General features: G+C 35.7%; 1 protein-coding gene. It reads left to right on the top strand.

Annotated elements, in window-relative coordinates; translation table 11 throughout:
- Positions 1–412, top strand: a 412-nt coding sequence (locus D7X74_RS42455) for an aldehyde dehydrogenase family protein (protein ID WP_120538507.1), incomplete at both ends; no start/stop codon positions are given.

Below are 412 nucleotides of genomic sequence, written 5' to 3'. Positions count from 1 at the left end.
TCACCATACATCGTCCTAGACGACGTAGATATTCAAGAAGCGGCTAAAGCAACAACAGGCAAAGTTGTTAATAATACTGGTCAAGTATGTACAGCTGGTACACGAGTTTTAGTGCCTAAAAAAATTAAAGATGCATTCTTAGCTGAATTAAAAGAACAATTTAGCCAAGTGCGTGTCGGTAATCCAAGAGAAGATGGTACACAAGTAGGCCCTATCATTAGTAAAAAACAATTTGCTCAAGTACAAAATTATATTAATAAAGGTATTGAAGAAGGTGCTGAATTATTTTATGGTGGTGCTGGTAAACCAGAAGGACTTGAAAAAGGATACTTTGCACGTCCGACAATTTTTATTAATGTAGATAATCAAATGACGATAGCACAAGAAGAAATTTTTGGGCCAGTAATGTCAG

This window comes from Corallococcus sp. CA047B (assembly GCF_003612065.1).
GTDB classification, from domain to species: Bacteria; Myxococcota; Myxococcia; order Myxococcales; family Myxococcaceae; genus Corallococcus; species Corallococcus praedator.
The sequence above is the reverse complement of the archived record's forward strand: the minus strand, read 5'-3'. Positions and strand labels throughout refer to the sequence as shown.